This is a genomic window from Nocardioides luti, from assembly GCF_014212315.1.
GTDB classification, from domain to species: domain Bacteria; phylum Actinomycetota; class Actinomycetes; order Propionibacteriales; family Nocardioidaceae; genus Nocardioides; species Nocardioides luti.
Window position 1 is genome coordinate 1,800,678 of the sequence record NZ_JACKXE010000001.1, and the last position, 26,049, is coordinate 1,826,726.

General features: G+C 73.2%; 28 protein-coding genes. 5 read left to right on the forward strand and 23 right to left on the reverse strand.

The annotated features are described in order from the left end of the window. Window positions 1-112: 112 nt before the first annotated feature. Window positions 113-1,297: a lytic transglycosylase domain-containing protein gene (locus tag H5V45_RS08650; RefSeq protein WP_185252553.1), complete on the forward strand. Its 1,185-nt coding sequence runs from the start codon at window positions 113-115 to the stop codon at window positions 1,295-1,297. A 115-nt stretch (window positions 1,298-1,412) separates the two neighbouring features. On the opposite strand, the gene hemB is transcribed toward H5V45_RS08650, so the two are convergent. The 7 genes from hemB to H5V45_RS08685 form a co-directional block, all read right to left on the reverse strand. Next, on the reverse strand, window positions 1,413-2,414 hold the full coding sequence (gene hemB, locus H5V45_RS08655) for a porphobilinogen synthase (protein WP_185252554.1): 1,002 nt from the start codon (window positions 2,412-2,414) through the stop codon (window positions 1,413-1,415). Window positions 2,415-2,424: 10 nt separating this feature from the next. Continuing rightward, complete coding sequence (locus H5V45_RS08660) at window positions 2,425-4,116, reverse strand: bifunctional uroporphyrinogen-III C-methyltransferase/uroporphyrinogen-III synthase (RefSeq protein WP_185252555.1); 1,692 nt, start codon at window positions 4,114-4,116, stop codon at window positions 2,425-2,427. Beyond that, window positions 4,113-5,072, reverse strand: coding sequence for a hydroxymethylbilane synthase (gene hemC, locus H5V45_RS08665; RefSeq protein ID WP_185252556.1), 960 nt, complete (start codon window positions 5,070-5,072; stop codon window positions 4,113-4,115). The genes H5V45_RS08660 and hemC overlap by 4 nt, the downstream gene beginning before the upstream one ends. After that, window positions 5,069-6,361: a glutamyl-tRNA reductase gene (locus tag H5V45_RS08670; RefSeq protein ID WP_185252557.1), complete on the reverse strand. Its 1,293-nt coding sequence runs from the start codon at window positions 6,359-6,361 to the stop codon at window positions 5,069-5,071. Before H5V45_RS08670 ends, hemC begins: the two co-directional genes overlap by 4 nt. Then, window positions 6,358-7,041, reverse strand: coding sequence for a redox-sensing transcriptional repressor Rex (locus H5V45_RS08675; RefSeq protein WP_185252558.1), 684 nt, complete (start codon window positions 7,039-7,041; stop codon window positions 6,358-6,360). The genes H5V45_RS08670 and H5V45_RS08675 overlap by 4 nt, the downstream gene beginning before the upstream one ends. 159 nt (window positions 7,042-7,200) lie before the next feature. Continuing rightward, entirely contained in the window at window positions 7,201-7,443 is a 243-nt protein-coding gene (locus H5V45_RS08680) for a glutaredoxin family protein (RefSeq protein WP_185252559.1), read from the reverse strand. Window positions 7,444-7,450: 7 nt separating this feature from the next. Next, window positions 7,451-9,064, reverse strand: a complete 1,614-nt coding sequence (locus H5V45_RS08685) for an AMP-binding protein (protein ID WP_221633956.1) — start codon at window positions 9,062-9,064, stop codon at window positions 7,451-7,453. A gap of 65 nt (window positions 9,065-9,129) precedes the next feature. On the opposite strand from H5V45_RS08685, the gene H5V45_RS08690 reads away from it, so the two are divergent. From H5V45_RS08690 to H5V45_RS08700, 3 genes are all read left to right on the forward strand, one after another. Further along, window positions 9,130-10,011: an HAD-IB family hydrolase gene (locus H5V45_RS08690; RefSeq protein ID WP_185252560.1), complete on the forward strand. Its 882-nt coding sequence runs from the start codon at window positions 9,130-9,132 to the stop codon at window positions 10,009-10,011. 134 nt (window positions 10,012-10,145) lie between these two features. After that, a complete protein-coding gene (locus tag H5V45_RS08695) occupies window positions 10,146-10,916 on the forward strand; it encodes a sigma-70 family RNA polymerase sigma factor (protein ID WP_185252561.1) in 771 nt (256 codons plus the stop codon). A 133-nt stretch (window positions 10,917-11,049) separates the two neighbouring features. Next, the gene (locus H5V45_RS08700; protein ID WP_185252562.1) at window positions 11,050-12,219 is read left to right on the forward strand and encodes a DUF5667 domain-containing protein; all 1,170 of its coding nucleotides are present in this window, start codon (window positions 11,050-11,052) and stop codon (window positions 12,217-12,219) included. Between the two features lie 131 nt (window positions 12,220-12,350). Here the strand turns inward: H5V45_RS08700 and H5V45_RS08705 are convergent, their stop codons facing one another. The 5 genes from H5V45_RS08705 to H5V45_RS08725 form a co-directional block, all read right to left on the reverse strand. Further along, window positions 12,351-13,523 (reverse strand): lysophospholipid acyltransferase family protein, encoded by a 1,173-nt coding sequence (locus H5V45_RS08705; protein WP_185252563.1) that lies wholly within the window; start codon window positions 13,521-13,523, stop codon window positions 12,351-12,353. Continuing rightward, window positions 13,516-14,562: an NAD-dependent epimerase/dehydratase family protein gene (locus H5V45_RS08710; protein WP_185252564.1), complete on the reverse strand. Its 1,047-nt coding sequence runs from the start codon at window positions 14,560-14,562 to the stop codon at window positions 13,516-13,518. Before H5V45_RS08710 ends, H5V45_RS08705 begins: the two co-directional genes overlap by 8 nt. 12 nt (window positions 14,563-14,574) lie before the next feature. Next, window positions 14,575-14,676, reverse strand: a complete 102-nt coding sequence (locus H5V45_RS08715; RefSeq protein WP_008356322.1) for a 30S ribosomal protein bS22 — start codon at window positions 14,674-14,676, stop codon at window positions 14,575-14,577. A 153-nt stretch (window positions 14,677-14,829) separates the two neighbouring features. Further along, complete coding sequence (locus tag H5V45_RS08720) at window positions 14,830-15,036, reverse strand: helix-turn-helix domain-containing protein (RefSeq protein WP_185252565.1); 207 nt, start codon at window positions 15,034-15,036, stop codon at window positions 14,830-14,832. 175 nt (window positions 15,037-15,211) lie between these two features. Next, window positions 15,212-16,396, reverse strand: a complete 1,185-nt coding sequence (locus H5V45_RS08725) for an acetoin utilization protein AcuC (RefSeq protein WP_185252566.1) — start codon at window positions 16,394-16,396, stop codon at window positions 15,212-15,214. 217 nt (window positions 16,397-16,613) lie between these two features. Here H5V45_RS08725 and trpS point away from each other — a divergent pair, with 217 nt between their 5' ends. After that, the gene (trpS, locus tag H5V45_RS08730) at window positions 16,614-17,591 is read left to right on the forward strand and encodes a tryptophan--tRNA ligase (RefSeq protein ID WP_185252567.1); all 978 of its coding nucleotides are present in this window, start codon (window positions 16,614-16,616) and stop codon (window positions 17,589-17,591) included. Between the two features lie 125 nt (window positions 17,592-17,716). On the opposite strand, the gene H5V45_RS08735 is transcribed toward trpS, so the two are convergent. The 11 genes from H5V45_RS08735 to H5V45_RS08785 form a co-directional block, all read right to left on the reverse strand. Then, entirely contained in the window at window positions 17,717-18,463 is a 747-nt protein-coding gene (locus H5V45_RS08735; RefSeq protein WP_185252568.1) for an alpha/beta fold hydrolase, read from the reverse strand. 79 nt (window positions 18,464-18,542) lie between these two features. Then, window positions 18,543-19,457 carry a haloalkane dehalogenase gene (locus H5V45_RS08740; RefSeq protein WP_185252569.1) on the reverse strand — a complete coding sequence of 305 codons (915 nt, stop codon included), beginning with the start codon at window positions 19,455-19,457 and terminating at the stop codon, window positions 18,543-18,545. Between the two features lie 40 nt (window positions 19,458-19,497). Next, window positions 19,498-20,037, reverse strand: coding sequence for an SRPBCC family protein (locus H5V45_RS08745; RefSeq protein WP_185252570.1), 540 nt, complete (start codon window positions 20,035-20,037; stop codon window positions 19,498-19,500). 4 nt (window positions 20,038-20,041) lie between these two features. Further along, window positions 20,042-20,791, reverse strand: a complete 750-nt coding sequence (locus tag H5V45_RS08750) for a mycothiol-dependent nitroreductase Rv2466c family protein (RefSeq protein WP_185252571.1) — start codon at window positions 20,789-20,791, stop codon at window positions 20,042-20,044. Beyond that, the gene (locus tag H5V45_RS08755; RefSeq protein ID WP_185252572.1) at window positions 20,788-21,180 is read right to left on the reverse strand and encodes a GNAT family N-acetyltransferase; all 393 of its coding nucleotides are present in this window, start codon (window positions 21,178-21,180) and stop codon (window positions 20,788-20,790) included. Before H5V45_RS08755 ends, H5V45_RS08750 begins: the two co-directional genes overlap by 4 nt. A 33-nt stretch (window positions 21,181-21,213) precedes the next feature. Further along, on the reverse strand, window positions 21,214-22,035 hold the full coding sequence (proC, locus tag H5V45_RS08760; RefSeq protein ID WP_185252573.1) for a pyrroline-5-carboxylate reductase: 822 nt from the start codon (window positions 22,033-22,035) through the stop codon (window positions 21,214-21,216). Between the two features lie 6 nt (window positions 22,036-22,041). After that, on the reverse strand, window positions 22,042-22,977 hold the full coding sequence (locus tag H5V45_RS08765; RefSeq protein WP_221633957.1) for a proline dehydrogenase family protein: 936 nt from the start codon (window positions 22,975-22,977) through the stop codon (window positions 22,042-22,044). Window positions 22,978-23,027: 50 nt separating this feature from the next. Further along, window positions 23,028-23,777: an ABC transporter permease gene (locus H5V45_RS08770; RefSeq protein WP_185252574.1), complete on the reverse strand. Its 750-nt coding sequence runs from the start codon at window positions 23,775-23,777 to the stop codon at window positions 23,028-23,030. Continuing rightward, complete coding sequence (locus H5V45_RS08775) at window positions 23,774-24,487, reverse strand: ABC transporter ATP-binding protein (RefSeq protein ID WP_185252575.1); 714 nt, start codon at window positions 24,485-24,487, stop codon at window positions 23,774-23,776. Before H5V45_RS08775 ends, H5V45_RS08770 begins: the two co-directional genes overlap by 4 nt. 151 nt (window positions 24,488-24,638) lie before the next feature. Further along, complete coding sequence (locus tag H5V45_RS08780; RefSeq protein ID WP_185252576.1) at window positions 24,639-25,247, reverse strand: TetR/AcrR family transcriptional regulator; 609 nt, start codon at window positions 25,245-25,247, stop codon at window positions 24,639-24,641. A 13-nt stretch (window positions 25,248-25,260) separates the two neighbouring features. Beyond that, window positions 25,261-26,049, reverse strand: coding sequence for a TIM barrel protein (locus H5V45_RS08785; RefSeq protein ID WP_185252577.1), 789 nt, complete (start codon window positions 26,047-26,049; stop codon window positions 25,261-25,263).

Genomic DNA, 26,049 nt, shown 5'->3' on the forward strand with positions numbered 1-26,049 from the left:
TGCGACGTAGGTCACACTGATCGGGGACGCGTAACGCACTGTGACGACTTTCGTTAGCCAGTCACCTGTGCTTGAGGGAGCACGCTAGGTTGATTGACAACAGGGAGACTCGATGTCCGCATCACGATTCGGCCGCCTGCAGAAGGCGACGACGCTCGTTCCGCTAACGCTGCTGTCCTGCGCCTGGACCGCCAGCCTGGCCGGCGTCGGCGGTGTCGGCGTCACCAACGCCTCCGCCGACGAGAAGGCCACCACCTCCCTGCCCGACGGCACCAGCGTGCCGACCGAGGCGATCGAGGCGCCCGCGAGCGTGTCCGTGCCCGGCGAGGTCGCCCCCGGCATCTCCGGCGACACCCAGACCGTGGTCGCGAACTCCTCCACCTCCGGCATCCCGTCCGCCGCGCTCTCCGCCTACCAGCGCGCCGAGACGATCATCAACGCGGCCGACAAGTCCTGCCAGCTGCCTTGGCAGCTCGTCGCCGCCATCGGCCGCGTCGAGTCCGACCACGGCCGCACCAACGGCAACCAGCTCGACGACAAGGGCGTCGCCCGGCCCGGCATCTACGGCATCGCCCTGAACGGCAAGAACAACACCCAGGCGATCGCCGACACCGACGCCGGCCAGTACGACGCCGACAGCAAGTACGACCGCGCGGTCGGCCCGATGCAGTTCATCCCGTCGACCTGGTCGGTCGTGGGCGTGGACGCCGACGGCGACGCGCAGCGCAACCCGCAGGACATCGACGACGCGGCTCTCGCGACCGCCGTCTACCTCTGCTCCGGCAACGACGACCTCTCGACCGAGGCCGGCCAGCGCTCGTCGGTCTACCGCTACAACCACAGCCAGTCGTACGTCTCCCTGGTGCTCTCGATCATGAACGCCTACATGGACGGCGACTTCACCTCGGTGCCCAACAGCACCACCTCGGCCGGCTACTTCGTCCCGGACCCGAACGCCCCCACGCAGCCGGTCAAGAACCACCACGGCAACGGCAACGGCAACAACACGCCGGGCACCGGCGCGAGCCAGCCCAGCCAGCCGCAGCCGACCGAGCCGGCCCCGAGCGACCCGACCACGCCGCCGGCGCCGAACCCGACCAACCCGGGTGGCAACAACCCGGTCCCGGTCCCCACGCCGACCCTGCCGCCGGTGCCCACGCCGACGGTCCCGCCGGTCGACGAGGTGCTGACGCTGGCGCAGGCCATCGCCCAGTGCACGACCGAGGGCTACGTCGACAACCCGCTGGTCGACAACGACGACTTCGACAAGTGCGTCGCGGGCTACACCAAGAAGTAGCCACCCCGCCCCACCGGACCACCACCGACCCGTTGCCCCCAGGGCAGCGGGTCGGTGCCGTTCACGGGGCGTGCCGACCGGGGCCGCGGCGACTGCGCGGCGGTGGAGCGGTGCGTCAGGCGCGGAGCAGGCGGGCGGCCTCGGCGGCCCAGTAGGTCAGCACCACGTCGGCGCCGGCCCGGCGGATCGAGAGCAGCGTCTCGAGGATCGCCGCCTCGCGGTCGATCCAGCCGTGGGCGGCCGCGGCCTCGACCATGGCGTACTCGCCGGAGACGTTGTAGGCCACGACGGGGACGTCCACGGCGTCGCGGACCCGGCGGATGACGTCGAGGTAGGCCAGGGCCGGCTTGACCATGACCAGGTCGGCGCCCTCCTCGATGTCGAGCAGCACCTCGCGCACGCCCTCGACGGCGTTGCCGGGGTCCTGCTGGTAGGTCCGGCGGTCGCCCTGGAGGGACGAGCCGACGGCCTCGCGGAAGGGGCCGAAGAACGCGGAGGCGTACTTCGCGGAGTAGGCGAGGATCGAGACGTCGGTGTGCTCGGCGGCGTCGAGCGCCTGCCGGATCACCGCGACCTGGCCGTCCATCATCCCGCTCGGGCCGACCATGTCGACGCCGGCGTTCGCCTGGGCGCGGGCCATCTCGGCGTACACCTCGAGGGTGCGGTCGTTGTCGACCCGGCCGTCCGCGGTGAGCACGCCGCAGTGGCCGTGGTCGGTGAACTCGTCCAGGCACAGGTCACTCATCACGGTGAGCGCGTCGCCGACCTCGGCCACGACATCGGTGATGGCCAGGTTGAGGATCCCGGCGGGGTCGATCGCGCCGGAGCCGGTGGCGTCCTTGGCCTCGGGGACGCCGAAGAGCATCACCCCGCCGAGGCCCAGCTCGGCCGCCTCGGTGACCGCGGCCAGGAGCGAGGAGCGGCTGTGCTGGACCACCCCGGGCATCGAGGAGATCGGGTGCGGCTCGTCGATGCCCTCGCGGACGAAGAGCGGCAGCACCAGCTGGCGCGCCTCGAGCGAGGTCTCGGCGACCATCCGGCGCAGCGCCGCGGTCGTGCGCAGCCGGCGTGGCCGGACCACGGGTCCGGCCACCGGGCTGGTGCTGTCCTCGCTCATCGGGTGCGGGTCACTCCGCCCGGACCTTGCGGCGGGCGGAGGGCTTGCGCTCGGACGGCTTGGTGACGGGACCACCGGCCTCGAGCATCGAGATCCGGCGGGCGGCACCGAAGTCGGCGAGCGCGTCCACGAGCTCCTCGACGTCGGGGCGGGCCGCGAGGACGTCGACGCGCAGGCCGTGCTCCTCGGCGGTCTTGGCGGTGGCCGGCCCGATCACGGCGATGATCGTCGACGGGTGCGGCTTGCCGGCGATGCCGACGAGGTTGCGGACCGTCGAGGACGAGGTGAAGACGACGGCGTCGAACTTGCCGGTCTTGATCGCGTCGCGGGTCGGCGCGGGCGGCGGGGTGGCCCGCACGGTGCGGTACGCGGTGACGTCGTCGCACTCCCAGCCGAGGTCGACGAGGCCGGCCACGAGGTTCTCGGTGGCGATGTCGGCGCGCGGCAGGAAGACCCGGTTGATCGGGTCGAGCAGCTCGTCGTACTCCGGCCAGTCGGCCAGCAGGCCGGCGGCGGACTGCTCGCCGGAGGGCACCAGGTCGGCACGCAGGCCCCAGGCGCCGATCGCGGCGGCGGTCTTGTCGCCGACGGCGGCGATCTTCAGGCCGGAGAAGGCGCGGGCGTCGAGGCCGTACTCCTCGAACTTCTCGCGGACGGCCTTGACGGCGTTGACCGACGTGAAGGCGATCCACTCGTAGCGGCCCTCGACCAGGCCGCGCACGGCCTTGTCCATCTGCAGCGGGTTGCGGGGCGGCTCGACCGAGATGGTCGGCACCTCCTCGGGGACCGCGCCGTAGCCGCGGAGCCGCTCGGAGAGGCCGCCGGCCTGCTCCTTGGTGCGGGGCACCAGGACGCGCCAGCCGAAGAGCGGCTTGGTCTCGAACCACGACAGCGTGTCGCGCAGGTCGACGACGTCGCCGATGACGGTCACGGCCGGCGGGGACATCCGTGCGGCCCGGGCGTCGGCGGCGATGTGCTCGAGCGTCGAGGTGACGGTGGCCTGCTCGGTGGTGGTGCCCACGCGGGTCATCGCGACCGGGGTGGCCGGGTTGCGGCCGGCCTCGACGAGCGCCTTGGCGATGTCGCCGATCAGGCCGACGGCCGACAGCAGCACCAGGGTGCGGTTGTCGGCGTACTGCGTCCAGTCGACCTTGTCGCCACAGGTGACGACGGCGACCTCGCGGTTGTCCTTCGTGGTCAGCGGGATGCCGGCGTACGCCGGGACCGCGCTCACCGAGGAGACACCGGGCACGATCTCGAAGCCCAGGCCGGCCTTGACGCAGGCCTGCGCCTCCTCGGGACCGGAGGCGTAGAGGAACGGGTCGCCGGTCATCAGGCGGACCACGCGGGCGCCCTTCTTGGCGAGCTTCACGACGACCTTCGCGCGGGCGGCGTGGGTCAGCGGCTGGCCGTCCTCGCCGAAGCCGCCGTCGACGATCGCGGGGCCGGCGACGGGGAGCTCCTCGCCCTCCTCGGTCACGACCGGCTCGGGCAGCTGCAGCAGGCTGCGCACGAGCGGCGCGTGGTCGGGCACCTCGGTGACGACGACGTCGGCCCGGCGGAGCAGGTCGACGGCGCGCACCGTCAGGAGGCCGGGGTCGCCCGGGCCGCTGCCGACGAACGACACCCAGCCCCGGGTCGCGCCGGTCGAGGTGGCGCCGGCGTCGGGGCCGGCGTTCGTGGTGGTCTTGCCTCGCGTCATGCGTGTCGCCTCTTGTCTGTGTCCAGCTGGGGTGCTGCCAACCGTGCGGCTCCGTCGGCGAGCATCTCGCTCGCCAACCGGTTCCCGACGCCCACGGCGTCGGCGGGCCTCCCGGTCGCGGACATCCGCACCGAGAGCATCCCGTCGGGACTCAGGGCCACGGCCCTGATCCACATCTCGTCACCGTCGTCACCTTCGACGACCTCTGCCAGTGCCCCGATCGGCGCCGAGCAGCCACCTTCCAGCGTGGCGAGCACGGCGCGCTCGGCCTCGACCGACGCCCGCGTGTGCGGGTCCTCGAGCCGGGCCAGCTCGTCGAGCAGCTCGGTGTCGGCGGCGCGGCACTCGATCCCCAGCGCACCCTGGCCGGGGGCCGGGAGCATCTGGAGCGGGTCGAGCACCTCGGTCGCGTCGTCGAGACGATCGATCCGGGCGAGACCGGCACGGGCCAAAACGACGGCGTCGTACTCGCCGCTGCGGACCTTGCCGATCCTGGTGTCCACGTTCCCGCGAATCCCGACAATCTCCAAACCGAGGCCGAGGGCGTGCAGCTGCGCCTCGCGTCTTGGCGACCCGGTCCCGACGCGGCTGCCGACCGGCAGCTCGCCCAGGGTGAGGCCGTCGCGGGCCACGACGGCGTCGCGCGGGTCCTCGCGGGTGGGGACGGCGGCGAGGGCGATGCCCTCGTGCGGGTACGTCGGGAGGTCCTTGAGCGAGTGCACGGCGACGTCCACGTCGCCCCGCAGCAGCGCGTCGCGCAGGGCGCCGACGAAGACGCCGGTGCCGCCCACGACGGCCAGCGGGGTGCCGGCGCTCTGGCTCTGGTCGCCCTCGGTGGTGACCTCGACCAGCTCGACCTCGCGGCCCAGCTCGGTGCGGATCAGCTCGGCGACGGTGCCGGCCTGCGTGGTGGCCAGCAGCGAGCGGCGGGTGCCGATGCGGACGGGCGGCCTCATGCCAGGCCCTCCGGTCGGGTGACGGCGTCGACGGCCTCGGGGTCGAGGGCGAAGAGCTCGGCCAGCGCCGCGGCGTAGGACACCGCGCCGGTCTCGTTGGCGAGCTCCTTGACCCGGACGGTCGGCTGGTGGAGCAGCTTGTCGGCCACCCGGCGGATCGTGTGCAGCATCTCGGCCCGGACGGCGTCGTCGAGGTCCGGGAGCCGGTGCACGAGGCGTTCCATCTCCGCGTCGACGACCGAGGTGGCCATCGAGCGCAGGGCGACCACGGTCGGGGTCACGCTCGCCTGGCGGCGCGCGGCGAGGAACGCCGCGACCTCCTGCGTGACGATCAGCCGGACCTCCTCGACCTCGCGGCCGGCCTCGGACTGGTGCAGGTCCGCGGCGAGGTCGGCGAGGTTGATGAGCGTGACGCCGGGCAGGGCGGTCACCGCGGGGTCCACGTCGTGGGGCAGGGCGAGGTCGATGATCGACAGCGGGCGGTCGTCGCTGCGCGCGGCGACGACCATCTCGAGGGTGACCAGGACGCCGGTCGCCCCGGCGCACGCGATGACCACGTCGGCGGCACCGAGCTCGGTGGCCAGGTCGGTCAGGGGCGCCGGGCGGGCGGCGTACTCCGCGGCGAGCCGGGCGGCGCGGTCCTCGCTGCGGTTGACGACGGTGACCTCGGCCGCGCCCAGCCGGGTGACGGTCGCGGTGGCCAGGCCGGCCATCGCACCGGCCCCGACGACGAGGACGCGCTTGCCGCCGAGGTCGCCGACGGCGGCGTCGGAGCGCTCGAGGGCGGCCGTGACGAGCGAGGGCGCCGCACGGTCGATGTCGGTCTCGGCGCGCGAGCGCTTGCCGACCCGCAGCGCCTGCTGGAAGAGCACGTTGAGGGCGGAGCCGACGGTGCCGAGCTCCTGGCCCAGGCGCAGCGCCTCGCGGGTCTGGCCGAGGATCTGGCCCTCGCCGACCGCCATCGAGTCGAGGCCCGCGGCGACCTGGAACAGGTGCGAGACCGCGCCGTCGTCGTAGTGGACGTAGAGGTGCGGCAGCATCCCCTCGGTGGTCTCGCCGGCGCGGTCGACCAGCAGCCGCGAGACGTCCTCGACGCTGCCGTGGAAGCGGTCGACGTCGGCGTAGATCTCGAGGCGGTTGCACGTCGAGATGACCGTGACCTCGTTGACGTGCTCGCAGGCCGCGGCGTCGTGGATCAGCTTGTGCACGCCGTCGCCGTCGAGGGCGACCCGCTCGAGCAGGGCCACCGGCGCGGAGTTGTGGGAGATGCCCACCACGAGGACGCTCATGCGGTCACCTGGCCGTGCGACTTGCGCTGCTCGTGGTAGGCGAGGATCTGCAGCTCGATGGAGAGGTCGACCTTGCGGACGTCGACGCCCGCGGGGACGCTCAGCACGGTCGGGGCGAAGTTCAGGATGCTGCTGATGCCGGTGGCGACCATCCGGTCGGCGACGTCCTGGGCGGCGAGCGCCGGGGTCGCGATCACGCCGATGGCGACGCCGTGCTCGGTCACGATGCCCTCGAGCTCGTTGAAGGGGCGCACGTCCACGCCGGCCACGACCTCGTCGTGGCGGTCCGGGTCGGCGTCGAGCAGCGCCACGACGCGGAAGCCGCGGCTGCGGAAGCCGGAGTAGTTCGCGAGGGCGTGGCCCAGGTTGCCGATGCCGACGATGACGACGGGCCAGTCCTGGGTGACGCCGATCTCGCGGGCGATCTGGTAGCGGAGGTAGTCCACGTCGTACCCGACGCCGCGGGTGCCGTAGCTGCCGAGGTAGGAGAGGTCCTTGCGGAGCTTGGCGCTGTTGACGCCGGCGGCCGCGGCGAGCTCCTCGCTCGAGCACGTGCCGGTCCCCTGCTCGGAGAGCGTCGTCAGCGCCCGGAGGTACACCGGGAGTCGCGCGACGGTGGCCTCGGGGATGTCCCGGGCACTCTCCGGCGAAGTCCGTGCGGTCAATGTTCTCGTCTCCATGCCATGGACGGGCCGCGGGATCCGGGCGGGAAGGTGACCCCTGCACGTCCGTGCGGCCCGATCACTGTAGGAGTTTGTGAACGGGAGAACAAACCGAGACGACGAGGGGCTAGCACATGTGAGAAGGCCCACGCGCCGCGGGGTCCCGTGGGGGCCCGATCAGGTCGTGAGGGCGGCGCGGAGCCGGGTCTCGTCGACCCGCCAGAAGTCGTGCTGGCGACCGTCCACGAAGGTCACCGGGATCTCGTCGCCGAAGCGCCGCTGCAGCTCCGGGTCGTCGTCGATCGAGACCTCGGCGTACTCCTCCCCGAGCGCGGCGCAGACCCGCTCGATCACCGTCCGGGCGTCCTCGCAGAGGTGGCACCCGGGACGGGAGTAGAGGGTGACGCGCGGCGTGCTCACCGGTGCCTCACTCCAGCAGGCCGAGCGCGCGGCGGCGCTCGATGGTCCGCAGCCGGCCCTTCTGGACCTTGCCGGTGACCGTGAGCGGGAGCTCGTCGACGATCTCGACCCGGCTGGGCTGCTTGAACCGGGCCAGGCGGGCGCCGCAGTGCGCCCGGACGGCCTGCTCGGTCGCGGCCGGGTCGGCGCCGGGGGCGCGGACGTAGGCGACCACGGCCTCGCCGGTCGACGGGTCGGCGACCCCGATCACGGCCGCCTCGGTCACACCGGGGACCTCGCGGATGACCTCCTCCACCTCGACCGGGTAGACGTTGAAGCCGGACACGATCACCAGCTCCTTGAGCCGGTCCACGAGGAAGAGGTCGCCGGTGGCGTCGAGGAAGCCGACGTCGCCGGTGGACCACCAGCCGTCGGCGTCGGGGCCACCGGCGCCGTCGGGCCAGTAGCCGCTGAAGAGGTTGGGGCCGCGGACCTGGATCTCGCCCGGGTCCTCGCCCTCGGGGGCGCGGCCGCGCTCGTCCACGAGGCGGATGTCGATGCCGGGGAGGGCGGCGCCCACCGAGCCCGGCTGGAGAGCGGCGCTGCACAGCGTGCTGGTCACCACCGGCGAGGCCTCGGTCAGCCCGTAGCCCTGGTGCACCGGGATGCCGGTGCGGGCGGTGAACTCCTCGACCAGGTCGGGCGACAGCGGGGCCGAGCCCGACAGGATCAGCCGGACCGGGCCGAGCCGCTCGGCCAGGTGCTCGTCACCGCGCCAGTAGGCGAAGACGGGGGGCGCGACCGGCACCACGCTGCAGGCCTCGTCCTCGATCAGGTCGAGGGTGCCCTGGGGGTCGAAGCGGTCGACGAGCACCAGCTTGGCGCGGTGGCGCAGCACACCGCCCAGGACTGCGTTCAGCCCGTAGACGTGGAACAGCGGGAGCACCCCGAGCACGACGTCGTCGCCGTGGATCATCGGCGGCTCGACCTCGCCGACCTGCGCGATGTTGGCGAGCAGCGCCCGGTGGGTGAGCATCGCGGCACGCGGGCGACCGGAGGTGCCGCTGGTGTAGAGCAGGCAGGCGAGCTTCTCGGGGTCCTGGAGCGGCGGGACGTGGCGGGCGGCGCCGGCGCGCAGGTGGTCGTAGGACCGCTCCCCCGGCAGCAGCGTCGCGCCGATGACGACGACGCGCGGCTTCACGGCACGCGCGACCAGGTCGGCGTCGATCTCGTCCAGGTCGCCGTCGACCGCACGGGCCACGAGGGCCGCGGCCTCGCGCACGGCGGCGACGGTATCGGTGTCGGCGACGACCATCCGGGCGCCGCTGTCGGCGACCATCCGGGCCAGCTCACCGGGCGTGGCGCGCGGGTTCACCGGGACGGCGACGACCTGGGCGCGCAAGACGCCGAGGTACGTCGTCACGAACTCGATCCGGTTCGCGACCGCGATCACCACCCGGTGCCCCGCGACGATCCCGGCGGCGCCGAGACCGGTGGCGACCCGGCCGACCTCGTCGTCGAGCTGCGCCCAGGTCAGGCTGCGGCCGCCGGACTCCACCAGGGCGAGCCGGTCGGGACTCTCGGCGGCCGCGTCGGCGACCAGGTCGGCGACGTCGTTCACCGCGGGAGTCTGCGCAGGCATGAGGGGATACTTCCACACGGCCGACGTCGCTGCCGCCGGTCTCCGGCGGGGGCTACCCTTCGGCTGTGACGCCGCCCGAGAAGAGCCGCCGGCCGCCGGACCTCCGGCAGCGCTCCACCCTCGCGGGTGAGGCCGCGGCCGCGGCCGCCGAGGTCGAGACCGCCCTCGACCACCCCGCGGACCCGCGCTCGGCCGCGTTCTTCGACGTGGACAACACCGTCATGCAGGGCGCGAGCATCTTCCACCTGGCCCGCGGCCTGCACCGGCGCCAGTTCTTCACCACCCGCGAGATCGTCGGCGCCGCGTGGAAGCAGGCCTACTTCCGCGTCGTCGGCGTCGAGGACCCCGAGCACGTCGCCGAGGCGCGCAACTCGGCGCTGAGCTTCATCGCCGGGCACACCGTCACCGAGCTCGAGGAGCTCGGCGAGGAGATCTTCGACGAGGGCATGGCGCACCGGATCTGGCCGGGCACCCGCGCGCTCGCCCAGCTGCACCTCGACGAGGGCCAGCGGGTCTGGCTGGTCACCGCGGCCCCCATCGAGATCGCCCAGATCATCGCGCGCCGGCTCGGGCTGACCGGCGCGATGGGGACCGTCTCGGAGCACGTGGACGGCGTCTACACCGGGCGGCTGGTCGGCGACCTGCTGCACGGCCCGGCCAAGGGCGAGGCCATCAAGGCGCTGGCCGCGCGGGAGAACCTCGACCTGGCGGCCTGCTCGGCGTACTCCGACTCCTACAACGACCTGCCGATGCTCAGCCTGGTCGGCGACCCCTGCGCCATCAACCCCGACGCCCGCCTGCGGGCGCACGCCCGCGAGGCCGGCTGGCGGATCCGCGACTACCGGACCGGGCGCAAGGCGGCCCGCGCGGGCCTGGTGGTGGGGGCGGTGGCGGGCGCCGCGAGCGGCACGATCGCCGCCGGCGTGGCGCTGCGGCGACGGCGCTGACGCTCCCGCGGAGCGCATTCCTTTACCGACGTGTGCTGGGCCACGAAGTCGCGGTCAACTGTTCCCAACGACCGTAACTCGGCGTTACTCTCGGGGTGGCTTCGGGGGAAGCTGACCGGGAGGGTCTCATCACCATGCAGTGGGAGAACGACGTTGCTCGGGGGCTCGACGCCCTGCGCGCCGCCGTCGCCGAGCTGCTCCTCGGCGTCCAGGTGGCGCCCGCGGGCGTCCCCCACGCGCTCCTCACCGAGACCGCGTCCGACCGCGACGTCGACACCCCGATGCGCGGCAGCGGCGGCTCCGACGGGTTCGGCGACGCGGAGCTCGCCGCCTCCTCCGAGGAGTCCGAGGCCGACCGCACCCGCCTGATCGCGCTCGTCGAGCTGGCCCGCACGGGCGACTCCGAGGCGTTCGGCCTGCTCTACGACCACTACCAGCAGTCGGTCTACCGCTTCCTCTTCTACCGCACCCGCTCCGCGACGCTGGCCGAGGACCTCACCTCGGAGACGTTCTTCCGGGCGCTGCGGAGCATGACCAACTTCCGCTGGCAGGGCAAGGACTTCGGCGCCTGGCTGATGACCATCGCGCGCAACCTCGCCACCGACCACTTCAAGGCCGGCCGCACCCGTCTCGAGCAGACCACCGAGGACATGGGCCTGCACGACGACGCCACCGAGGGCCCCGAGGACGCGGTGCTCGCCGGCCTCACCAACGAGATCCTCCTGACCGCGCTCAAGGACCTGCCGGACGAGCAGCGCGACTGCCTGATCATGCGGTTCCTCCAGGGCATGAGCATCGCCGAGACCGCCGCCGTCCTGGGTCGCAGCGACGGCGCCGTGAAGCAGCTGCAGCTGCGCGGCGTGCGCAACCTCGCCAAGCTGATGCCGGACGGGATCCGGGACTGATGCACGTGCGCAGGAACTCCTCCGTCGTCGGTCCCCACCGCGCCGTAACCTCGCCCGCCTGCGGGTCGTTGGAGTCCACGTCCGGCCCACTCGTGGAGGGTCGGGCGCAGGACTCGAGGACAGGACGGCAGCGATGACACACGTGTTCGCGACGCGACGACGCGTCGAGGAGTTCGCCACGCTGGTCGACGAGCCGGCCGCCTCCTCCGCCACCCCCTCCGACGCCCGGTACGCCGACCTCCTCGAGCTGGTCGGCACGCTGCGCGCCGCTCCGCCCGTCGAGGCCCGCCCCTCCTTCGTGCTCGACCTCCGCGAGCGGCTGATGACCGCCGCCGAGACCGTGCTCGTGCCCGGCCCGGAGGCCGTGGCCGCCGCCCGCCTGACGCTGCCCCCGCGGCGCACCAAGCGCGACCGGCGCATCGCCGCGGCCGTGGGCGGCCTCGCCCTGGTCGGGGCGACCACCTCGATGGCGATGGCCGCGCAGTCGGCCCTGCCCGGCGACGTGCTCTACCCGGTCAAGCGGGCCATGGAGAACGCCCAGACCGGCGTCAGCCTCGGCGAGGGCTCCAAGGGCGAGTCGCTGCTCGCCAACGCCACCGGACGCCTCGACGAGGTCGGCGAGCTGAGCCGCGGCGGCGACCTCCAGGACACCCCGGCGATCGCCGACACCCTCAACGCCTTCACCGACCAGGCGACGCAGGCCTCCGACCTGCTCCTCAACGACTACGCCCAGACCGGCGACCAGACCTCGATCGCCGACCTGCGCGACTTCACCTCCGAGAGCCTCGACCAGCTGACGATCCTCGAGGCCCTGGTGCCCGAGGAGGCCCGCGACGAGCTCATGCACGCCGCGAACGTCGTCTTCCAGATCGATGCCGCGGCCCGGCAGGCCTGCCCGACGTGCGGCGGCGCCGGCATCACCGAGGTGCCCAACGTCTTCGCCCCGGTGTCCTCCGGCACGACCGGCGCCGAGGCCTCCCCCACCCTGGCCCAGACCCCGGGCACGCAGGGCAAGAAGGGCAAGAAGTCCTCGTCCGACCACCCGACGGTGCCCGACGTCGACGGCGGCTCGCTGCCGCCCGGCAGCGTCATCGACCCGGGCGACGGCTCCGGCGACGGCACCGCGCCGCCCTCCGACCCGTCCGGCGGCACCCAGGACCCGATCGAGTCGCTCACCAACGGCCTCACCGGCGGTGGCGGCTCCGCCCCCACCTCCAACCCCAGCCTGCCGCTGCCCACCAGCGACGTCACCGACGGGGTCGGCGACGTCGTCGACGGCGTGACGGACCCGCTCAAGCCCTGAGGGTTTCGGCGGGGCAGTTTCACCGGGTACCCGGTGAAACTGGCGCTCCTGTCACGGAGTTCCATGACACCAGCGCCAGTTCCGTGCGACGAGCTGCGCCGCGACGGCGCCGGTGACGTCCGGGGCAGGGGTCAGCGGAAGACGGACTGGCGCTGCATCAGCAGCGAGTAGAGCGTCTGCTGGATGGTCTCGCGGACCTGGTCGGTCACGTTGAAGACCAGCATCGGGTCGTCGGCCGCGCCGTCGTCGTACTCGTCGGTGCGGATCGGCTCGCCGAACTCCAGCAGCCACTTCGACGGCAGCGGCACCAGGCCGAGCGGGCCGAACAGCGGGAAGAACGGCGTGATCGGGATGTAGGGGATGCCCAGCAGGCGGGCCAGCGAGGGCACGTTGCCGACCAGGGGGTAGATCTCCTCGGCGCCCACGACCGAGAGCGGGACGATCGGCACCCCGGTCCGCAGCGCGGCCGACACGAAGCCGCCCCGACCGAAGCGCTGGAGCTTGTAGCGGTCGGCGTACGGCTTGCCGATGCCCTTGAAGCCCTCGGGCCAGACGCCGACGAGCTCGCCGCCGCTGAGCATCCGCTCGGCGTCCTCGCTGCAGGCGAGGGTGGCACCGCCCTTGCGGGCCAGGGTGCTGACGATCGGCATCTGGAAGACCAGGTCGGCGCCGAGCGGGCGCAGGAAGCGGCCGGTGTGGTCGTGGATCGAGACCATCGTCATCAGGCCGTCGACGGGGATCGTGCCGGAGTGGTTGGAGACCACCAGGGCGCCGCCCTCGGTGGGGATGTTCTCCGCGCCGCGGACCTCGATGCGGAACCACTTGTCGGCGATCGGCCGCAGCGCCGCCATGAAGAAGCGCTGGGTGATCTCCTGGTCGAAGCCGTACTCGTCCACGACGTAGTCGCCGGTGACACGGCGGCGCAGGAACGCCAGGAAGCGCGCGAGCTGGGGCTCCCACTGGTCGCCGAAGATCTCCTTCGACGCGTGCTGGAAGGCGGCCAGCCAGTCGCCCGCGGGGATGCCGGCGAGCGGCCCGCGGTCGGTGGTGCGGACCGGCGCGCGGCCGCTGGTCGTGGTGGCGGGCTCGATGACGGGCTGGTCGGCCGACGCGTCCGCGACCTCGATGACCGGCTTCGCGGCCGCCTTGCGGGCCGCGGCCGGACGGGCCGGCGCCTTGGCCGGGGGCTTGGCCGACGACCTGGCGCTGCCGGCCAGGCCGCGGGCGGCCGAGGACGGCTGCTTGCCGGTGCCGCGCCCGGGGCGGCCGCGGGTGCCGATGGGGATGATCTCGGCGTCACCCATGGTCTGCTCCTGCGGGCTGGGGGGTGGGCGCGGGCAGGGCCCGCTCGAGGCCGGCCAGGACGCGGTCCGAGCGGCCACCGGTGGGCGGCAGCAGCGACGAGAAGTCGGCGAAGGCCTCGGCGGTCGTGAAGCGCGGGTGGAAGTCGAGGACCTCGCGCATCCGGGTCGTGTCGACGCCCCGGCCGTAGGTCAGCAGGCCGAGCTGCTCCGGGGAGAAGTCGGCGACCCGGGCGGAGCGCAGCAGCGAGCCCACGCTCCCGACCGCCATCGCCGGGAGCGGGACGGAAGGTCGCTGCAGGCGGCGGATCGCCTGGGACAGCATCAGCACGCCGTCGCCGGCGACGTTGAAGGTGCCGGGCACGTCGTTCGTGACGGCGTGCTGGAGGACGTCCATCAGGTCGTCCTCGTGGAGGAACTGCAGCCGCGGGTCGAAGCCCAGGACGGTCGGCAGGACCGGGAGGCGGAAGTACGACGTGATCGGGCTCGCGACGTGCGGGCCGATGACGTTCGCCATCCGCAGCATCGTCACGCGGACGTCGGGGCGCCGACGGGCCAGCCCGCGGACGTAGCCCTCGATCTCGGCGACGTCCTTGGCGTACCCGGCCCGGGGCGCGCGACGCGGCTCCATGTCCTCGCGGAACATGGCGGGGTCGCGGCTGCTGGCGCCGTACACCGTCGTCGTCGACTTCACGACGAGGTGCCGCAGGCTCGGCGCCTTCTGGCACGCCGCGAGGAGCTGCATCGTCCCGATGACGTTGAGCTCTTTCATCGTGTTGCGACCGCCGGCACCGCCGGGTGTCGCGATCACGCTCATGTGGACGACGGTGTCGACGTCCTCCTTCGCGATGATCTTCGCGATGACGGGGTTGCGGATGTCCGCGCGCACGAACGAGACGTCGCCGATGTCCCCCCGCGGGGGGACGACGTCGACGCCGATGACACGGGCGACGGCGGGGTCATGGGCGACGGCGCGCGCAAACCTGCGCCCGAGGTCCCGAGAGACCCCGGTCACGAGGACGACCTTGCCCCCCGCGCCCATGAGCGGCGTGGCTTACTTGCCGAGCTTGCGACGCTGGACGCGCGTCTTCTTCAGCAGCTTGCGGTGCTTCTTCTTGGCCATGCGCTTGCGCCGCTTCTTGATGACAGAACCCACGGGGAAACCTTTCACAATGCTGGTCGGTCGCGTCGGGAAGACGCCCGGGCGACCGGCACAGCCTATCCGGCGTACTGCAGGCAGCAGAATCCGGCTGGAACAACGTCCAGGGAGTGAGTCGGGTCTCGCGTGGGTCCGGCAGGGAGCGGCGGCTCAGCCGGCGCTGTAGAAGCTCTTGCGGAGGTACTCGTCCACGTCCTCCTCGAGGACCCGGAACGAGCGGCCCACCCGGACGGCAGGGAGCTCGCCGTTGTGGACCAGGCGGTAGACGGTCATCTTGGAGACGCGCATCTGCGCAGCCACCTCGGCAACGGTCAGGAACTTCGACTCGGAGAGGTCCCCGGAGGAGCTGGTAGCCATCGTGCACCGACTTTCTTGTGCGTCGCGCCACCGGCTTCCCCACCGGTGATTGCACGCGTCGCGTGTGGTGAGGATAGGGCCTGATGTGACTCGTGGGGAAGAGGTTGTCTAATGAAACTTGAGAGACCTCGGCGTGTCCCCTTGCAATGTCCCGGAAATCGCGACCGTCAACGGATCACGGGAGCGGATCGAGACCGTGCAGCGGGAAGATCTCCGTGCGCGTGGCGTGGATGGCGCGATCCAGCCAGGTGTCGGGGTCGTAGCCCTCGGTCCAGTCCCGGTAGGCCGGCGTACGCCCGTCCGTGAGGCGGTACGGCGGGGTGCGGCCGAGCACGTCGCGGACGTGCTCGCGCCAGCCCGGCGGGGTGTCGGTCAGGGGGTCCAGCGGCTCGCCGCCGACGATCGCGAGCAGGTGCGTCCACGCCCGCGGGACCACCTCGACCAGCGCGTAGCCGCCACCGCCGGTGGCGACCCAGCGACCGCCGGCCACCTCGTGGGCCAGGTCGTGCAGGGCGAGGTACGCCGCCCGCTGGCCGTCCACGGTGAGCATCAGGTGCGCGAGCGGGTCCTCGATGTGCGAGTCGCAGCCGTGCTGGGTCACCAGGACCTCGGGCTCGAACTCCCGCAGCACCGGCGGGACCACCGCGTGGAAGGCCCGCAGCCAGCCCGCGTCGGCGGTGCCGGGCGGCAGCGCGACGTTGACCGCCGTCCCCTGCGCGTCGGGGCCGCCCACGTCCGTCGGGAAGCCGGTGCCCGGGAACAGCATCTGCCCGGTCTCGTGCAGGCTGATCGTCAGGACCCGCGGGTCGTTCCAGAAGATCTTCTCGACACCGTCGCCGTGGTGGACGTCGACGTCGACGTACGCCACCCGCTCGGCGCCCTGGTCGAGCAGCGACTGGATGCCGACCGCGATGTCGTTGTAGATACAGAAGCCCGCCGACCGGTCGGGCATCGCGTGGTGCAGGCCGCCGGCGATGCTCGCCGAGTGCAGGCTCTCGCCGCTCCAGACCTGGCGGAACGCCTCCAGGCTGGCCCCCACCACGTGGGCGGCCGCCTGGTGCATGTCGCGGAAGACCGGGTTGTCGTCGCTGCCCAGGCCGCGCGCCTCGTCGTCCGCGCCGGGCACCGTGCCGCAGCGGACGACGGCGTCGATCAGGCCCTGCTCGTGCACGGTGCGGATCTGCTCGTCGGTGGCGATCGGGGCGTCGACCATGCGCAGCTTGTCGAGGACCCCGAGCTCGCGGGCGAGGCGCATCGTGAGGTCGACCCGGATCGGCGACATGGGGTGGCCGTGCCCGAAGTCGTACTCGGTCAGGCGGTCGTCGAAGACGACGGTCGCGGGACCGTGGCAGGCGGGCATGTGACGCACGCTACCCGGCGTACGCCGTCGATCGTCCCTGGCCGCCACCTGCTGGGCCGTGACACACTGGCGCCGTGCTGACGAACCTCTCCCTCTCCACCTGGTGGGCCGCCTGACGGCGGACCACCCCTGAAGCACCCCTTCACACGGCCGCCCCACGGGCGGCCGTCCTGCATTTCCACCGGTCGCGCGTCGGGCTCTCACCCAGGAGCACCCCATGACCACGACCACCCTCACCGCGACCCGGCACCTCTCGCTGCTCACGCCGTCCGGCCGGCTGACCCTCGGCAACCTGCTCGGCGCGCTGCGCCCGATGGCGGAGCAGCAGGAGGACGCGTTCTACGGCCTCTCCGACCTGCACGCGATGACCACGGCCCACGACCCGGCGGCGCTGCGGGCGCTCAGCGCCGAGACCGCCACGCTGCTGCTGGCCGTCGGGCTGGACCGGGCGACGCTGTTCCGCCAGTCGGCGGTGCCGACGCACACCGCGCTGGCCTACCTGCTGGAGTGCACCGCGCACACCGGCGAGCTGAACCGGATGATCCAGTTCAAGGAGAAGGGCCGCGGGGTGGACGGGACCCGGGTCTCGCTCTACACCTACCCGGTCCTGATGGCCGCGGACATCCTGCTCTACCGGCCCACGTCGGTGCCGGTCGGTGAGGACCAACGCCAGCACGTCGAGCTGACCCGGGACCTGGCGATCCGGTTCAACTCGACCTACGGACCGGTGTTCACGGTCCCCGAGGTCGCGGTCCCGCCCGCCGGCGCCCGCGTCATGGACCTGGCCCACCCGACCCGCAAGATGAGCAAGTCCGCCACGGACGCGGCCGGGGTCATCCACCTGCTCGACCCGCCCGACGTCGTACGCCGGAAGGTGGCGCGCGCAGTCACCGACTCCGAGACCGGGCCGGACGCGGTGCGCGCCGACCGCGCGGCCAAGCCCGGCGTGACGAACCTGCTCGACATCCTGGCGGCCTGCGGCGGCTCGGCGACCGGCCTGACGACGTACGGCGCGCTGAAGAAGGCCGTGACCGACGCCGTGGTGGCCGAGCTCGAGCCGGTGCAGGCGCGGTACGCCGCGCTGGCCGCCGACCCCGGGCACGTGGCGGCCGTGTTCGCCGCCGGCGCCGCCCGGTGCCGTGAGGTGACCGCGCCGGTGCTCGCCGCCGCCGAGGCGGCCGTGGGGCTGGGGTGAGGTGCGTGGTGGCCGGCGCGGGAGTTTCATCGGTCGACCGATGAAACTCGCGGCGGGACGCCGAAGTCTCACCGTCCCGGCGGGAGTTCTGTCGGTCGACCGATGAAACTCCCCGGGGACCCGCCTCAGCCCAGCGCCGCTCGCACCAGGTGGGCGGTCTCGAACGGCCGCTCGAGGGACGGCAGGTGCAGCGCCCACGGCAGCTCGACGAGCTCGGCCCGCGGCAGCGCGGCGACGAGCTCGCGGGCGTTCTCGCGGAAGAACTCGAGGTCGTGCGCGCCGACGACCACGGTGGTGGGGCAGGTGATGGCGGCGAGGTCGATCGGCAGCTCGCGGTTCTCGACGTCACCGGCCGGGACCTGGTGGGCGAAGGCCGCGCGCTGCATCTTCCAGACCAGCGCGCGGGCGTCGTCGTCGGCGTCGGGGCCGACCCAGGTCGCGACGTTGAGGTCGGTGGCGCCGTCGAGGTCGCCGGCCACCAAGAGCCGACCCTCCTCCTGCCACAGTGCCCGCAGCGCCGGGTCCGGCTCCGCGAGGTCGGCCGGCGCGTCGAGCAGCACCAGCGCGTCGAGGCGCTCGGGGACGGCCGAGGCGACCTGCTGGGCGACGTACCCGCCGTACGACGCCCCCACGAGCGCGAACCGGTCGATGCCCAGCTCGTCGAGCAGCGCGAGCACGTCCTCGGCGTCGGAGTACGACGTCCCGGGCTCGAGCGGGGTGGACCCGTAGCCCCGCAGGTCGAGGCGGAGGACGGCGTGGCCGGGGACGAGCTCGGCGACCTGGGTGTCCCACATGCGGAGGTCGGCGACGCCGGCGTGCAGGAGGACGACGGTGGGGCCGGAGCCCTCGAGGCGGTGGTGGAGGTCGGTCATCGTGCGATCGTGCCACCGCCGCCCGGGCGGTGCAGCCCGGTTTCCTCCCGCCGACTCGACCTCCGACCCGGCCGCTCCCTCAGCCGCGGACGAACGCCGCGACGATCCGGCCGAGCTCCTCGCCGGCGTCCTCCTGCAGGAAGTGCCCGGCGTCCGCGACCACGGGGTGCTCGAGCCCGGCGGCGCCCGGCACGAGCTGCCGCAGGATCGGCGCCATCGCGCCGGTGATCGGGTCGCCGTCGCTGAAGGCCGTGAGGAACGGCCGGTCCCAGGCCTGCAGCACCTCCCACGCCGCGCGGTTCGCGGCGGTGGCCGGGTCGTCCGGACGGGTCGGGACCAGCGTCGGCATCACCCGCGGGCCGACCTTGGACGCCTCGTCCGGGAAGGGGGCGTCGTACGCCGCCCGGTCGGCGTCCGCGAGCCCGCGGACGCACCCGGCCGCGACGAGCCGGCCGACGTCCAGCGTCTCGGCCCGCTCGACGGCGTGCCGGAACATCCACCAGATCTCGGGCATGTCGTGGTCGCCGGTCGGCAGCCCGGTGTTCGCGGCGACCACCCGTGCGAAGCGGTCGGGGTGCTCGGCGACGAGCCGCAGCCCGATCAGGCCGCCCCAGTCCTGGCCGACGAGCGTGACGTCGCGCAGGTCGAGGTGGTCGACGACCAGCGAGCGCGTCCACTCCACGTGCCGCGCGTAGGAGTGGTCCTCCGGCTCGGTCGGCTGGTCGGAGCGCCCGAAGCCGACGAGGTCCGGCGCCACCGCGCGGATCCCGGCGTCGACCAGCACCCGGATCACGTGGCGGTACAGGTAGGACCAGGTCGGCTCGCCGTGCAGCAGCAGGACCACCGGCCCGTCGGCGGGACCCGCGTCGACGTACGCCATCCGCAGGGTGCCCCCGTCGCTGCTGTCCGGGTCGGGCACCTGGGCGTACGACGGCGCCCACGGGAGGCCGGGCAGGTCGGCGAAGCGGTCCTCGGACGGGCGGCGGGTCTGCATCGGAGCAGTCTGGCACCGGCCGTCGCCGTCGGGCAGGGCGTCAGCGGCGCGCGTCGCGCTCGGCGAGGCCCTTCAGGTTGAGCAGCTGGCGCCGCATCATCACCAGGTCGCCCCACGCCAGCAGCCGGGTCGTCAGCCACGCCGCCCGGCCGCGGCGGGTGACCACGAGCCGGCAGACCAGGCGGCACGAGCGGCCGTCCGGGCCGTCCGGCTCCACGGCGTACGTCGTCGCGAAGCGGCCGAGCAGCCGACTCGCCGACGGGGTCGAGACGCCGCTCCAGCTGTGCCCGTCCTCGAGGTCGGTGAGCTCGTAGACGATCGCCATCCGGTCGCCGACCCGCAGCACCTCGGCGCCCGGGGTGAGCTCCTGCGGGCTGCGGCGGCCGAGGTTGTCGACCAGGTCGTAGGAGTGCGGCGCCAGCCTGGTCTGGCAGACCCAGCGCCAGGTGAGGGCGGCCGGTGCGGAGACCGCGACGGCCCGCGTCATCGCGACGACGGGCCCGGGGACGAGGTCGTCCGCGGGGTAGGGCCGGGTGTGCTCGTCGCCCACGGTCCCCCAGGCGAGCGGCAGGCCGGTCACGGCGCTACTTCTTCCGGCGACGGCTGCCGCCGTGCCAGTCCTCCTGCGCGCCGGCCTCGTCGGCGCGGACGCCGAACGACGCGAGCTGCGGCTGCTCCCGCAGGCTGCGCTTGAGCTCGGCGAACCCGGGGAAGGTCGCCAGCCCCACGACGTGGTCCCACAGCTCGCCGGCCTGCTCGTCGGTGGGCATCCGGCTGATCACGGGACCGAAGAACGCGGCGCCCTCGGGCGGCGCGATGTGCAGGATCGGGGTGCCGACGTCCTTGCCGGTCAGCGCGAGGGCCTCGTCGCCCTCGGCCTGGAGCTGCGCGTCACGGGTGTCGTCGTCGAGGTGGCGCACCAGGTCGTCCGGCAGGTCGGCGGCGGCGAGCGCCCCGCGCAGGACCGTCACGGCACCCTCCTGGTCGCGCGCCGGGGCGTCCGGGTCCTCGAAGATGCGCTCGCCCAGCGCGGCGTACAGCCGGCCCACCGCCTCCGGGCCGTGCTCGTCGCGCACGTGCGCGCAGACCCGCAGCAGGCGCAGGCCGAAGGTGTGGCCGTCCTCGTACTCCGGCGGGAAGTGCGCGTCGTAGTCGACGTCCCGGTTGACCAGGCGCAGCGCGATGAAGCGCCACTCGACGTCGTAGTCGCGCTGCTCCTGCACCACGCGCACCCACTTGCTGGTCATCCACGCGAAGGGGCAGGTCGGGTCGAACCAGAAGCGGACGTCGGGCTGTGTCGCTGGCTGGGTCACGTGCTCGGTCGCGGCGCTCATCCTCCGAGCATGCCACCGGGGTAGATGCGAAAGCCCGGCTTGGTCCTGTGCGGGAAGGAGGCGTAGAACGCCTCGGCGTCGTCGGTCACGAGGTCCATCCGCTGCGTGCCGGTCGCGGCGAAGGCGTCCTCGACGAGGCGCCGCGCAATGCCCTGACGACGGTGGCTCGCGAGGACGGCGAGCTGGGCCAGGAACGACTGGATCTCGCCGTCGCCGCAGGCCTGGGCGAACCCGACGACCCGGCCGTCCGGGTCCAGCGCCACGCGCGTGACGACGCCCGAGGCGGTGCAGGCCCGGCGTACGACGTCGGGGTCGGACAGGCTGGGCCAGCCCTCGGCACGCGCGACGGCGGCGACGCCCGCCGCGTGGGCGGCGGCGTCGAAGGGCACGACCGCGACGGTCACGACCGGCTCACGAGCGGGTCAGGAGCCCTCGGCGAGCGCCCGGGAGCGGTCGCGGGCGGCCTCCATGGCGGCGAGGAACGCCGCGCGGACCTTGTGGATCTCGAGCTCGCGGAGGGCGGCCGCGGTGGTGCCGGCCGGGGAGGTGACCTGCTCGCGGAGCACGGTCGGGTGGGTGCCGGTCTCGCGCAGCATCTTGGCCGAGCCGACGACGGTCTGGACGACGAGGTCGGTGGCGGTGGCGCGCGGCAGGCCGAGGTGCACGCCGGCCTCGATCATCGACTCCACGACGAAGAAGATGTACGCCGGCCCGGAGCCGCTGATCGCGGTGACGGCGTCCTGCTGCCGCTCGGGGATGCGCAGCACCTTGCCGACCGAGGCCATCAGCGCCTCGACCTCGGCGAGGTGCGCCTCGTCGCAGTGCGACCCGGGCGAGATCGCGGCCATCCCCTCGTCGACCAGCGCGGGCGTGTTCGGCATGACCCGGACGACCGCGACGCCGTCGGGCACGCGGGACTCGATGAAGGCGGTGGTGATGCCGGCCGCGAGCGAGACGAGCAGCTGGCCGGCGCGCAGGGACCCGGCGATCTCCGCGAGCACGTCGCCCATGTCCTGGGGCTTGACCACCAGGACCACGGTGTCGGCCTTGGCAGCGGCGTCGGCGTTCGCGACCACCGCGACGCCGTACCGCTCCTCGAGCTCGGCCGCCCGCTCGGCGCGCTTCTCGCCGACGAGGAGCCGGTCGACCCGGCGACCCGCGCGGACCAGGCCGGAGAGGAGGGTCTCCCCCATCACCCCGGCCCCGATGATCGCGGTCTGGGCCTGCTGCGGCGTCGTGGTCATGTCGACCTATTTCTTCGAGATCAGGGACTTCACGAAGAATGACAGGTTCTGCGGGCGCTCAGCGAGCCTTCTCATCAGGTAGCCGTACCACTCCTGGCCGTACGGCACGTAGACCCGCATCCGCTCGCCGCCGGCCGCGAGGCGCTTCTGCTCCTCGGGACGGATGCCGTAGAGCATCTGGTACTCGTAGGTGCCCTGCGCGCGGCCGTAGCGGCTCGCGAGCGACGAGGCGATCTCGACCATCCGCGGGTCGTGGGTGGCGATCATCGGGTAGCCGTCGCCGGCGAGCAGCACCTTGAGGCAGCGGACGTAGGACTTGTCCACGTCGAGGCGGTCCTGGAAGGCGACCGACTCGGGCTCCTTGTAGGCGCCCTTGCAGAGCCGGACCCGCGAGCCCTCGTAGGCCAGCGCGCGGCAGTCGGCCTCGGTGCGGTGCAGGTAGGCCTGCAGCACGGCGCCGGTCTCCGGGAAGTCCTTGCGCAGCTCGCGGAGCGCCGCCAGCGTGCGGTCGGTCGTGGTGTGGTCCTCCATGTCGAGGGTCACCGTGGTGCCGGCGTTGCGGGCTGCGCGGCAGATGGTGCGGGCGTTCTCGAGGGCGATCTTGTCGCCGGTCTCGGGGATCGCCTGGCCGATGGCCGACAGCTTCACCGAGACCTCGGCGCCGCGGGTCAGACCCTGGGCGGCGAGCTGCTGGAGCAGGTCGAGGTAGGCCTGCACGGTGTGGTCGGCCTGCTCGGTGTCGAGGGTGTCCTCGCCGAGGAAGTCGAGGGTGACCTTGAGGCCGTCGGCCTCCAGGGTGGCGGTGGCCTCGACGGCGGACGCGGTGGTCTCGCCGGGGACGTAGCTCGTCACGATGCCCGAGGAGACCGGCATGGTGCTGACGAGCTTCTTGAGGCCCTCGCTGCGGGCGAGGAGCAGGATCGGCTGACGGAGCAGGGACATGGGGCCGAGGTTACGCCGTCCCGGGCGGAAGATCCCAAGCGGCGGCGGGCTCAGGGAGTACGTCGGCGCAGGGTCGCCGCACCGAGCCCGAGGAGCGCCACGGCGTACCCCGCGACCACCGCGAGGTCGCGCCAGACGTCGCCGGTGGCGGGCGTCCGGGTGAGCGTCTGCATGGCGTCCACGGCGTACGACAGCGGGAGGAAGTCGCTGATGCCCGCGAGCAGCCCGGGCAGCGCGCCGCGGGCCACGAACAGCCCGCACAGCAGGATCTGCGGGATCACCAGCAGCGGCATGAACTGCACGGCCTGGAACTCGGTCTGCGCGAAGGCGCTGACGAACAGGCCGAGCGCGGTCCCGAGGACGGCGTCGGCCACGGCGACGACGGTGAGCAGCCAGACCGGGCCTCGCACGTCGAGGTCGAGGAGGCCGACTGCGAGCCCGACGGCGAGCACGGACTGGACCGCCGCGACGGCGCCGAAGGCCAGGGCGTAGCCGCCGAGGAAGTCGAGCTTGCCCATCGGCATCGCGAGCAGCCGCTCGAGGGTGCCGCTGGAGCGCTCGCGCAACGTGGTCACGCTGGTCACGAGGAACATCACGATGAAGGGGAACATCGCGAGCAGCGCCGGGCCGACGCGGTCGAAGACGCCACCGCCGGGCCCGGTGGCGGTGCCGTCGAACATCCACCACAGCAGCGTGATGAGCAGGCAGGGCAGCACCAGCAGCATCGCCAGCGTGCGGCGGTCGCGGCGGAGCTGGGTCAGGACGCGACCGGCGACCGCGAGCGTGGTCCGGGGGCTCATGCGGCGTCCTTCCCCACGATCGCGAGGAACGCGGTCTCGATGTCGGCGCTGCCGGTGCGCTCGCGGATCTCGTCGGGCGAGCCGTCCGCGATGATCCGGCCCTCGCGCATCAGCAGCAGCCGGTCGCAGCGCTCGGCCTCGTCCATCACGTGGCTGGAGACCAGGACGGCCGCGCCGGCGTCGGCGAGCCGGTGGAAGAGCGCCCAGAGGTCACGGCGGAGCACCGGGTCGAGCCCGACGGTCGGCTCGTCCAGGACCAGCAGATCGGGCGTCGTGAGCAGCGCGACGGCCAGGCTGACCCGGGACCGCTGGCCCCCGCTCATCCGGCCGACCGGCTGGTCGCGGTGCCCGGAGAGGTCGACCGCCTCGACGGCCCGGTCGACCTCGACCCGCCCCACCCCGAGCACGCGGGCGAAGAAGGTGAGGTTCTCGGCGACCGAGAGGTCGTCGTACACGCTGGCCGCCTGCGTGACGTAGCCGAGCCGGTCCCGCAGCGGCCGGCTCCCGGCCGGGTGCCCGAAGACCGTGACCTCGCCGGCCTGCAGCCGCTGGACGCCCACCAGGGCCCGCAGCAGCGTGGACTTCCCGCAGCCGGACGGCCCGAGCAGGCCGGTCACGCCGCCTCCGACCGTGAGGTCCAGCCCCTCCAGCACCGGCCGGCCGCCGCGCACGACGGTCAGCCCGCGCACCTCCACCGCGTTTTTCATCATGTGTTGAATTGTGCTCCCGGTGGCGGCGTCCTGGCAAGGCTCGGCGGTCGGCACCGCGCTTGTAACGCCCGGTTATCGCATCTAGGAACCCGTTCGAACGGGCGCCCAGAGGCCATAACCGGGCGTTACAAGCGCGAGAGGCCCGACGCGGCTAGGGCAGCGGGCCGTCGAGAAAACGCTGCAGGGCGGGGGCGTACGACGCCACGAGCTCGTCGCCGGACATCGAGACCAGCGGCTCGACGAGCACGACGTAGCGGAGCACGACGATGCCGACGAGCTGCGAGGCGACCAGGGCCATCCGGCGGTCCGCGTGGTCGAGACCGAGCGCGGCGCCGACCGGGCCGAGCACCATCCGCAGGAAGCCGTCGCGGACCAGCTGCTGCCCGCCCGGCTCGGTGATGCCGCGGAAGAGCGCCAGCAGCGGCAGCCGGCTCTCCTCGTCGTCCCAGACGTCGACGAAGACGCCGAGCAGCCGCTCGCCGGCCCCGCCCACACCCCCCTCGGCGACCGGGAGCAGTGCGGTGCGGGGATCGACCCGGACCTGGAGGGCGGCCAGGAACAGGTCGTCCTTGGTGCCGAAGTAGTGGTGGACCAGCGCGGCGTCCACGCCGGCCGAGGCGGCGACGGCGCGCATGGTGGTGCCGGCGTACCCCGACGCGGCGAACAGCTCGCGCGCCGCCCCCAGGATCGCGGCGCGGGTGTCGGGCGCGCCCGGGCGCCGACCGCGGCGCGCGGCCGCGCCGCCCACGGCACCGCTCACGACGCGGGCCGGGTCACGGCGTCGCCACCGCGAAGTGCTCGCGGGCGAACTCCAGCGACTCGCGCAGGTCGGTCTCCCGCTCCTCGCGGTTGCTGCACCGGCGGGTGTTGATCTCGACGACGATCTCGCCGCCGAACCCCGTCGTCGCGAGGTGGCGCAGGAACGCCGCCGCGCCCATCGCGCCGCGCCCCGGCACCAGGTGCTCGTCCTTCGGCGAGCCGCTGCCGTCGGTGAGGTGCACGTGCCGCAGCCGGGGGCCGAGCCGCTCGGCCATCTCGACGACGTCGGACTTGGCGATCGCCGCGTGCGACAGGTCGATCGTGGTGTTGGCGTAGGGCTCCTCGGACGGGTCCCAGCCGGGGAGGTACATCTCCATGCCGCGGCGCGAGGAGGCCCGCCAGGGGTACATGTTCTCGACGGCGAAGGCGATGCCGGTGGAGACCTCGAGGGCGGCGATGCCGTTGACGAAGTCGCGGGCGTACTCCTTCTGCCAGCGGAACGGCGGGTGCACGACGACCACCTCGGCACCGACGGCCTCGGCCATCTCGGCGGAGCGCTCGAGCTTGCCCCACGGCTCGGTGCCCCAGACCCGCTGGGTGAAGAGCAGGCAGGGCGCGTGGATCGCGGAGACCGGCATCTCGTGGTGGTCGATGAGCTGCTTGACCGCCGAGGTCTGCTGGGAGAGCGCGTCGATGCCGACCATCACCTCGATCGCGTCGTAGCCCAGCGAGGCGGCGTACCCGAAGGCGTGCGCCGACGACTCGGGGTAGACCGAGGCGGTGGAGAGGCCGATGCGCGTCAC

Bases quoted from the DNA above. Each gene is read 5' to 3' on its own strand.
- H5V45_RS08650 (WP_185252553.1), top strand. From the start codon at position 113: ATGTCCGCATCACGATTCGGCCGCCTGCAGAAGGCGACGACGCTCGTT.
- hemB (WP_185252554.1), bottom strand. From the start codon at position 2,414: ATGAGCGAGGACAGCACCAGCCCGGTGGCCGGACCCGTGGTCCGGCCA.
- H5V45_RS08660 (WP_185252555.1), bottom strand. From the start codon at position 4,116: ATGACGCGAGGCAAGACCACCACGAACGCCGGCCCCGACGCCGGCGCC.
- hemC (WP_185252556.1), bottom strand. From the start codon at position 5,072: ATGAGGCCGCCCGTCCGCATCGGCACCCGCCGCTCGCTGCTGGCCACC.
- H5V45_RS08670 (WP_185252557.1), bottom strand. From the start codon at position 6,361: ATGAGCGTCCTCGTGGTGGGCATCTCCCACAACTCCGCGCCGGTGGCC.
- H5V45_RS08675 (WP_185252558.1), bottom strand. From the start codon at position 7,041: ATGGAGACGAGAACATTGACCGCACGGACTTCGCCGGAGAGTGCCCGG.
- H5V45_RS08685 (WP_221633956.1), bottom strand. From the start codon at position 9,064: ATGCCTGCGCAGACTCCCGCGGTGAACGACGTCGCCGACCTGGTCGCC.
- H5V45_RS08695 (WP_185252561.1), top strand. From the start codon at position 10,146: ATGCAGTGGGAGAACGACGTTGCTCGGGGGCTCGACGCCCTGCGCGCC.
- H5V45_RS08700 (WP_185252562.1), top strand. From the start codon at position 11,050: ATGACACACGTGTTCGCGACGCGACGACGCGTCGAGGAGTTCGCCACG.
- H5V45_RS08705 (WP_185252563.1), bottom strand. From the start codon at position 13,523: ATGGGTGACGCCGAGATCATCCCCATCGGCACCCGCGGCCGCCCCGGG.
- H5V45_RS08710 (WP_185252564.1), bottom strand. From the start codon at position 14,562: ATGGGCGCGGGGGGCAAGGTCGTCCTCGTGACCGGGGTCTCTCGGGAC.
- H5V45_RS08720 (WP_185252565.1), bottom strand. From the start codon at position 15,036: ATGGCTACCAGCTCCTCCGGGGACCTCTCCGAGTCGAAGTTCCTGACC.
- H5V45_RS08725 (WP_185252566.1), bottom strand. From the start codon at position 16,396: ATGCCCGCCTGCCACGGTCCCGCGACCGTCGTCTTCGACGACCGCCTG.
- trpS (WP_185252567.1), top strand. From the start codon at position 16,614: ATGACCACGACCACCCTCACCGCGACCCGGCACCTCTCGCTGCTCACG.
- H5V45_RS08735 (WP_185252568.1), bottom strand. From the start codon at position 18,463: ATGACCGACCTCCACCACCGCCTCGAGGGCTCCGGCCCCACCGTCGTC.
- H5V45_RS08740 (WP_185252569.1), bottom strand. From the start codon at position 19,457: ATGCAGACCCGCCGCCCGTCCGAGGACCGCTTCGCCGACCTGCCCGGC.
- H5V45_RS08750 (WP_185252571.1), bottom strand. From the start codon at position 20,791: ATGAGCGCCGCGACCGAGCACGTGACCCAGCCAGCGACACAGCCCGAC.
- proC (WP_185252573.1), bottom strand. From the start codon at position 22,035: ATGACCACGACGCCGCAGCAGGCCCAGACCGCGATCATCGGGGCCGGG.
- H5V45_RS08765 (WP_221633957.1), bottom strand. From the start codon at position 22,977: ATGTCCCTGCTCCGTCAGCCGATCCTGCTCCTCGCCCGCAGCGAGGGC.
- H5V45_RS08770 (WP_185252574.1), bottom strand. From the start codon at position 23,777: ATGAGCCCCCGGACCACGCTCGCGGTCGCCGGTCGCGTCCTGACCCAG.
- H5V45_RS08775 (WP_185252575.1), bottom strand. From the start codon at position 24,487: ATGATGAAAAACGCGGTGGAGGTGCGCGGGCTGACCGTCGTGCGCGGC.